We start from the raw sequence: 7,508 nt of genomic DNA on the forward strand, positions 1-7,508 counted from the left end.
GGGCGAGTTCCCGGTGCGGAGCATTAGCGGTCAGCCGTACGGGGAATGCTTCGTCGACGCGTGGCGGCCGACGGGCCACACGGCAGGAGGGGGGCACGGGCGCCGGCTCGACGCCGGCTCCGCACCCCGCTCCGCCTCACTTCACTTCACCGCACCCTCACCGGGCGGGCCGCGACCGCAGCCCTTCCAGGAGGATTTCCAGCAGCCGGGCCGAGGCGGCCTGCTGCTGGGCGGGGTCCGGCAGGGACGGCGCGCCCGTGGCGATGACGAGCAGTACGTCGGCGACCGTCACGTCGGCGCGCAGTTCGCCCGCCGAGCGCGCACGCTCGACGAGCTGCCCGACGACCTCCAGCAGCGCCTGGGTGCCGCCGTCGACGGCGGGCTCACCCGGCGCCTCCAGCGGGCCGGCCGCGCGGGCGGGCGTCCCGTTCGGTGCGCCGCTCGCGACGCCGTTCGGCACCGTCGGCAGCGCGTCCGAGGACTCGGCCTCGGGTGCGCCGCGCTGGGCCACCACGCGGAACTCCGCGGGCACGTCGGACGCCAGGCCGTCCGCGCCGTACGCCTGCCGCTGCTGCGGCACCCGCGCCTCGCCGGCCTCGGAGCCGCCGGGCGTGCCGCCCGGAGCCCCCGCGACGCCGGGCGTGTCGGCGCTGACCCGCAGGATGCTCGGCGGCAGCAGCCGCCCGGCACCCGAGGCGACCGAGGTCCGCAGGAAGCGCGACAGCGCCGACCACGGGTCGTCCTCCTGGCCGAGCGCCGTACGCGCCTGCTCGGTCAGCCTGGCGGTCTCCTCCTCGGCTATTCGCCTGACCAGCACGTCCTTGCTGGGAAAGCGCCGGTAGACCGTCCCGACTCCGACCCGCGCCCGCCGCGCCACGTCCTCCATGGGCGCGCCGTACCCCAGCTCGCCGAAGACCTCGCGCGCCGCGCGCAGTACGTGCTCCAGGTTGCGCTGCGCGTCCACCCGCAGTGGTGTGCTCCGGCCCGCGCCGGAATGGGTGTTGCCGTTCCCCCTGCCCTCTGCGCCATGTGAAGCGGCGGCTACGGCAGTCGGCCAATGAGAGCCTTGAATGTGCATATATATCCCCCGGTAATGACGTCTCCCCCCGGAGACTCCCCGCCCTGACTGCTGGGGTGTAACGACGTGTCGACGCGAGGCTGCACCCCAACGAGGTACGAACATAGTTGAGCCCAGGTCAAGAATGAAGAGGGCAGTTCCGCACAGTCCGTGCCCCGATCGGAGTACGGGCCCGATCCGCCCCGATTCCGTACCCTCCAGCCCTTGCGCACCCGCCACCTGACCTGCGCTCCTACGGCCCGCCGCGCGACGGCCGGGCCGCCGGGCCGGCGGCCGGTACCGGTCATACATTTCGCCGGGCCTGTGGACAAAGCCGTGTTGCCGGTGCGTCATGGAACGGAGCTGTGTCTTCCCGGGGGCGCAGTGCCGGGTGGTGCCGTGCCGGCCGCCGCACGCCGCCCGTACCGCGTCGCCGCGCGCCGTTTCGGCCGGCGCCGTGTCGGACCGCGCCGCGCTGGGAAGGGTCGAACTGTTCGACGTCGCGAGGAGAACCTCTGTGAAGCAACGGGCGCGCATTCTCATTGTCGGCGGTGGCTACGTGGGGATGTACACGGCCCTGCGCCTCCAGCGGGAGCTGAAACAGGAGCTGCGGCGGGCCGCCGTCGAGATCGTCGTGGTGGACCCCGAGCCGTACATGACCTACCAGCCGTTCCTCCCGGAGGCCGCGGCCGGCTCCATCTCGCCGCGGCACGTCGTGGTACCGCTGCGCCGGGTGCTGCCGCACTGCAAGGTCGTCATCGGCGAGGTCACCGCGCTCGACCACGCGGGGCGCACCGCCACGATCGAGACGCCCGCCACCAGGGAAGCCGGCACCGGCAGCCTCGAACTCCCTTATGACGAGCTGGTGCTGGCGCCGGGCTCGGTCTCGCGGACCCTCCCGGTTCCCGGCCTCGCCGAGGCGGGCATCGGCTTCAAGACCGTCGAGGAGGCCATCGGCCTGCGCAACCACGTGCTGGAACAGCTCGACATCGCCTCCTCCACCCGCGACCCCGCGCTCCGCGACGCGGCCCTGACCTTCGTGTTCGTCGGCGGCGGTTACGCGGGCGTGGAAGCCCTCGCGGAACTGGAGGACATGGCGCGCTATGCCTCGCGCTACTACCACAACGTCGAGCCGGGGGACATGAAGTGGATCCTGGTCGAGGCGACCGGCCGCATCCTGCCCGAGGTGGGCACGGAGATGGGCCAGTACGCGGTACGCGAGCTGCGCGCGCGCAACATCGACGTACGGCTGGACACGCGGCTGGAGTCGTGCGGGGAACGGGTCGCCGTCCTCAGTGACGGCTCGCGCTTCCCGGCCCGCACCCTGGTGTGGACCGCGGGCGTCAAACCGCACCCCATCGTCGCGGCGTCCGGCCTGCCGCTCACCGCTCGCGGCCGCCTCAAGTGCACGGCCGCCCTCCAGGTCGACGGGGCCGGGCACGCCTGGTCGGCGGGGGACGCGGCCGCGGTGCCCGACCTGACGGCCGCGGAGCCGGCGAAGCCGGACGAGCCGCGCAAGGAGTGCGCGCCCAACGCCCAGCACGCGGTGCGCCAGGCCCGGGTGCTGGCGCGGAACGTCGCGGCGTCGCTGCGCGGCGGGCCCGTCGTGGACTACGCGCACAAGTACGCGGGGTCGGTGGCCTCGCTCGGCCTCCACAAGGGCGTCGCGCACGTCTACGGGCGCAAGTTGAAGGGGTATCCGGCGTGGTTCATGCACCGCGTGTACCACCTGAGCCGGGTGCCGACCTTCAACCGCAAGGCGCGGGTGCTCGCCGAGTGGACGCTCGCCGCTCTGTTCAAGCGCGAAATCGTTTCGCTCGGCTCGCTGGAACACCCGCGCGCCGAGTTCGAACTCGCCGCGGGCACCGGCCGCCACAACGAGGCGAGCTGACGCCCCGTCGCGCGCCGTCGGATCGTACGACTGCCGGGACCCCGCTACCGGTGCCACCCGAAGGCGTACGTTCCGGCCGGCCGCGGTCCGCCCGTCAAGCCGGACGGCGGCCTGCCACAACGCCGTGCCGGAGGCCGCACCGCGTCCACGCGTGCACGGGCGTACCGGAGTCAGGAACTCCACCTCGCTGCTCCGGCGTCTGACGGATGCCAGTCCGGTCGGCCACACTGGACGTGTGACCATGGGTGGGCTCGTATCTGCGAAGAGTGACAATCACGAGGATTCTGGACGTTTGCTGCAATCCGCCAGAGGGCGCCGAGCGTGCCCCCAGCCGACACCGCTCCCCGCGTCCGCCACGCCGGGGCCCTCCCGGCGCGGCCGCGGGCGCTCCCTCCGAACCGACGGCCCGATCCCGCGCGACGACGCGAAGTAAGAGGTACCCCTCCGTGAACTTCACGCGCTGGAGCGCCCGTCTCCCCGGTACACAGCGGCGGGGCGCCGCCAGGACCGACCGGGCCGCACCGTCGTCCGCGGCCACCGCGCCCGTGCCGGCCGTACCCGCCTCCCAGCCCTCCGGCGGCCCGCCGGTCCCCGGCTCGGTCCCCGCCGCCCGCGCCGAACACCCCGAAGCGGGCGCCGCCGACGACCGTGCCCCCGCCGGCCCCGGCCGCACGCCCAGCGTCGACGCGCTCTCCGTCCACGACATCCTCGGCAAGGTCCCGGCGCTGGTGGCGGTCGTGTACGGCCCCGAGCACCGCATCGCGTACGTCAACGGCGCGTACGCCACCGTCTTCGGCCCCCGCCCGCCCGGCGCCACCGCGCGCGAGGCGCTGCCCGAGCTGGACGCGCTCGGCCTGCTGCCGCTGATGGACCAGGTCCTGCGCAGCGGCCGGCCCCGTACGGTCAAGTCCCGCCGGGTGCCCGGCGGCGCCGGCGCCGACCAGTCCCGCGACGGGTATTACACGTTCACCTGCACCCCCATCGAGGTCGCCGCCAGCGGCCCGGCCCCCGACCCCGAAGTCGCCTGCGTGGCGCCGCACCGCGGCGTCCTCGTCTTCGGCGCCGACGTCACGGACCAGGTGGAGTCGACCGAACGGCTGCGCGCCAGCGAGGCACGCCAACGCGCCGCGGCCGTGACCCTCCAGCGGTCCCTGCTGCCGCAGGAGCTGGAACAGCCCGACGACCTGCGGGTGGCCGCGACGTACCAGCCGGGCGGCACGGACGCCGCGGTCGGCGGCGACTGGTACGACGTCATCACCCTCGGCGCCGGCCGTACGGCCCTGGTCATCGGCGACGTCATGGGCCGGGGCGTACGGGCCGCCGCCGTCATGGGACAGCTGCGGACCGCCGTACGCGCCTACGCCCGGCTCGACCTGCCGCCCCACGAGGTGCTCCAGCTGCTGGACGGGCTGGCCGCCGAGATCGACGCCAGCCAGATCGCGACCTGCGTCTACGCGGTCCACGACCCCAACGAGGGCCGCCTGGTCTACGCCTCCGCCGGCCACCTGCCCATCCTGGTGCGCGACGCCGACGGAACGGTCCACCGCGCCGCCGAGCCGACCGGCCCGCCGCTGGGCACCGGCGGCTGGCTGCACACCTCCGGCAGCGTCCCGCTGGGGCCGGGGTCGACCGCCGTCCTCTATACGGACGGCCTGGTCGAGCGCCGCGACAAGGACATCGACCACGGAGTGGAGGCCCTGGAACGGGCCTTCGCCGGCGCGACCGGAGCCCCGGACATCATCTGCGACCGGCTGCTGCGCGCCCTCGGCATCACCACCGACCACGACGACGACGTGGCCGTCCTGGTCCTCCAGCACCCGGCCCGCACGGGCCACGACGCCGAGCTGTTCCACAACGCCGCCCTCGAACTGCACGGCGGTACGGAAGCGGCGCCCCGCGCCCGCGCCTTCGCCTCCGGGGTGCTCGCCTCCTGGCGCTTCGCCCCCGAGTTGCACGACCTCGGCGTCCTGGCGGCCAGCGAACTGGTCGCCAACTCGCTCCAGCACGGCACACCCCCGATGCGGCTGCGGCTGCGCCGTACGGACCGCCGGCTGATCATCGAGGTGACGGACGGCGACGACCACCTGCCGCGGCGGCGCCGGGCCGAGCCCGCCGACGAGGCGGGCCGCGGCATCTCCATCATCGCGACGATCGCCTCGGCCTGGGGCTCCCGGCGGACACCGGGCGGCGGCAAGGCCGTCTGGTGCGAGTTCGCGCTGCCGCGCGAGTGATTCCGTGCCGTACCCGAGGCCAGGACACATATAGGGACGAGGCCGCCGGATCGGCCCGGCGGCCTCGCTCACCTGTTTACGGGGACTTGTCCGCGGGGGCGGACGTCACGCCACCGCTGTCACGGACTCCCGCCGCGGCACCGCGGGCACCTCGGCATCCGCCGCAGCCGCCTCCTGGGACGCCGGTGCGATCGCCCGGAGGTGCGGATTGTCCTGCGCCGGGCTCAGCATCCGCCCCAGCCGCAGCGCCAGCAGGCTGATGCCGACGGCGCAGAGCACCAGCATCCCGATGTACGGGGCGGACAGCCCGAAGCCCACCATGAAGGCGCCCACCGGCGGGCCGACCGCCAGCGCGATCTGCTTCACCAGAGCGAAGACCGAGTTGTACAGACCGACCAAGGACGCCGGCGCCAGGTCGGCCACCAGCGGAGCCATCGTCGGAGAGAGCATCGACTCCCCTATACCGAACAGGGCGTAGGTGGAGATCAGCAAAGTGGTGGCGACCGCGTGCGCACCGTGCACCAGGCCCGACAGCCCCGCCGCCAGCCACGCCACGGTCCAGATCAGCCCGACCACGGCCATCACCCGGCTGCGCCGCCGCCGCTCGACCAGTTTCAGGACCACGAACTGGGCCACCACGATCGCCGCCGTGTTGGCGGCCAGCGCGATACCGAGCGTGGACGGCGCGATGCGCGTGACCTCGGTGGCGTACGCCGCGAGCCCCGACTCGAACTGGCCGTAGCAGGCAAAGAACAGCACGAAGCCCAGCAGGCACAGCCACATCATGCGGCGGTCGGCGAACAGCGAGCGCACCGCGCCCTTCGCGCGGGCCTCGCCCGGCACCGCGTCCTCGACCCGCGGCGCACGGGGCAGCCGTACGGTCGCGATGGCCGCGCCCAGCACCAGGAACATCACGGCCTCGATCGCGAAGAGCCGGACGAAGCTGCCGGCCGCCGTCTCGTCGACCAGCAGGCCGCCGATCAGCCCGCCGATGCCCAGGCCCAGGTTGTTCAGGAAGAACTGGGTGGCGAACGCCCGCGAGCGGGTGACCGCCGTCGAGCACCACACGATCATCGTCGCCAGGGCCGGCTGGATCACCGCGATACCGGCGCCGAGCGCCACGGCGGACAGGATGACCAGGGGCTCGGTGGTGGACAGGCCCAGTCCGAGCGAACCGGCGGCAGCGGTGACGGCACCCACGACGGCGACCGGCAGGGGGCCCCGCCGATCGATCGCCCAACCGGTGAACGGCAGCACGAGGAGCGCGGCGACGGCCAGCATCATCAGCACGAGACCGGCCGTGCCCGCGCCGAGATCCCGCACCTTCGCCACATAGACGTAGAGATACGGAACCGTGAAGCCGTTGCCGAACGCGCTCAGCGCGTTGCCCAGCTGGATCCGGCGCAGCGCGGCGCCCATCGCGGTGGTCACACTCACCTACCTAGGTCAGATCGAAGGGGACTAGACAGTCACACCCTGAAGAGTTCAACACTAAAGTTCGAAGCTAAAGAGTACATGCCGAAGGACTTCAGTGCCAATGCGTCTCGTGCCATACTTCCCGGCATGCCAGAGTCCTCAGATGCGGCCCACAGTCCCGCCGAGCCGAGCCTCGAGGAACAGATCGCGGCCTACCAGCGAGAGTTCCAAGACCTCGATCCGCAGGTGGAGCAGGTCGTCTCCGCACTGCAGCGCCTCAACCGCCGGATGAACGTCGCCTACGGGCGGCAGACCGCCACCCTCAACATGAGCAACGCGGAGTGGGAGGTGCTGAAGGCCCTGGTCGTCGCGGGTGCGCCCTACCAAATGGGCCCCGGCGAACTGGCCAAGCGCCTCGGCCTCACCCCGGCCGCCATGACCCACCGCATCGACCGCATGGCGAGCGAGGGCCTGGTGACGCGGGAGCGCGACGAGGCCAACCGCGTCCGCGTGATCGTGGAGCTGACCCAGGAGGGGCGCGAGAAGTGGGTAGAGGCGATGCGGATGGCCTCGGTCTTCGAGGAGGAGCTGCTCCAGGACCTCTCTCCCGAGGAGCGGGGGGCGCTCGGGGAGATGCTGACCCGCCTGCTGTGCCGGGTCGAGGACGCTCAGCCGGACGCGGACGGCCGGCTCACCGACCTCGACTGACAGGGCCTCCGGCGCGACATAACCGGTTGACCGGCGGTGGTTGACATGACCTGCGCCCGTACGTAGTGTTCTCCGAGTTGCCACGGAGCCGTAACGGTTCTGCGGTAGCTCCTCGCGCCGCACCGGCGGCACAACCACTACTGCACGACTCCCGAACGGGAACAATTTCGGCTTGCCGGAATTCGAACCGCCGACTCGATTATGA

General features: G+C 72.7%; 5 protein-coding genes. 3 read left to right on the plus strand and 2 right to left on the minus strand.

The window, feature by feature from the left end; all coding sequences use genetic code 11:
- Positions 1-157: 157 nt before the first annotated feature.
- Positions 158-1,078, minus strand: coding sequence for a TetR/AcrR family transcriptional regulator (locus ACH4K4_RS07275; protein WP_398165386.1), 921 nt, complete (start codon positions 1,076-1,078; stop codon positions 158-160).
- Between the two features lie 496 nt (positions 1,079-1,574).
- Between ACH4K4_RS07275 and ACH4K4_RS07280 the strand changes: the two genes are divergently transcribed.
- Positions 1,575-2,948 carry an NAD(P)/FAD-dependent oxidoreductase gene (locus ACH4K4_RS07280; protein ID WP_398165387.1) on the plus strand — a complete coding sequence of 458 codons (1,374 nt, stop codon included), beginning with the start codon at positions 1,575-1,577 and terminating at the stop codon, positions 2,946-2,948.
- Positions 2,949-3,394: 446 nt separating this feature from the next.
- On the plus strand, positions 3,395-5,179 hold the full coding sequence (locus tag ACH4K4_RS07285; protein ID WP_398165389.1) for a SpoIIE family protein phosphatase: 1,785 nt from the start codon (positions 3,395-3,397) through the stop codon (positions 5,177-5,179).
- A gap of 105 nt (positions 5,180-5,284) precedes the next feature.
- On the opposite strand, the gene ACH4K4_RS07290 is transcribed toward ACH4K4_RS07285, so the two are convergent.
- Complete coding sequence (locus ACH4K4_RS07290; protein ID WP_398165430.1) at positions 5,285-6,610, minus strand: MFS transporter; 1,326 nt, start codon at positions 6,608-6,610, stop codon at positions 5,285-5,287.
- Positions 6,611-6,742: 132 nt separating this feature from the next.
- Here ACH4K4_RS07290 and ACH4K4_RS07295 point away from each other — a divergent pair, with 132 nt between their 5' ends.
- The gene (locus tag ACH4K4_RS07295) at positions 6,743-7,303 is read left to right on the plus strand and encodes a MarR family winged helix-turn-helix transcriptional regulator (RefSeq protein WP_398165390.1); all 561 of its coding nucleotides are present in this window, start codon (positions 6,743-6,745) and stop codon (positions 7,301-7,303) included.
- Positions 7,304-7,508 lie beyond the last annotated feature (205 nt).

Origin of the sequence: Streptomyces sp. NPDC017529 (assembly GCF_044329785.1) — a bacterium.
Classification (GTDB): domain Bacteria; phylum Actinomycetota; class Actinomycetes; order Streptomycetales; family Streptomycetaceae; genus Streptomyces.

Coding starts and splice junctions, on each gene's coding strand:
- ACH4K4_RS07275 (WP_398165386.1), bottom strand. CDS start 1,078: ATGCACATTCAAGGCTCTCATTGGCCGACTGCCGTAGCCGCCGCTTCA.
- ACH4K4_RS07295 (WP_398165390.1), top strand. CDS start 6,743: ATGCCAGAGTCCTCAGATGCGGCCCACAGTCCCGCCGAGCCGAGCCTC.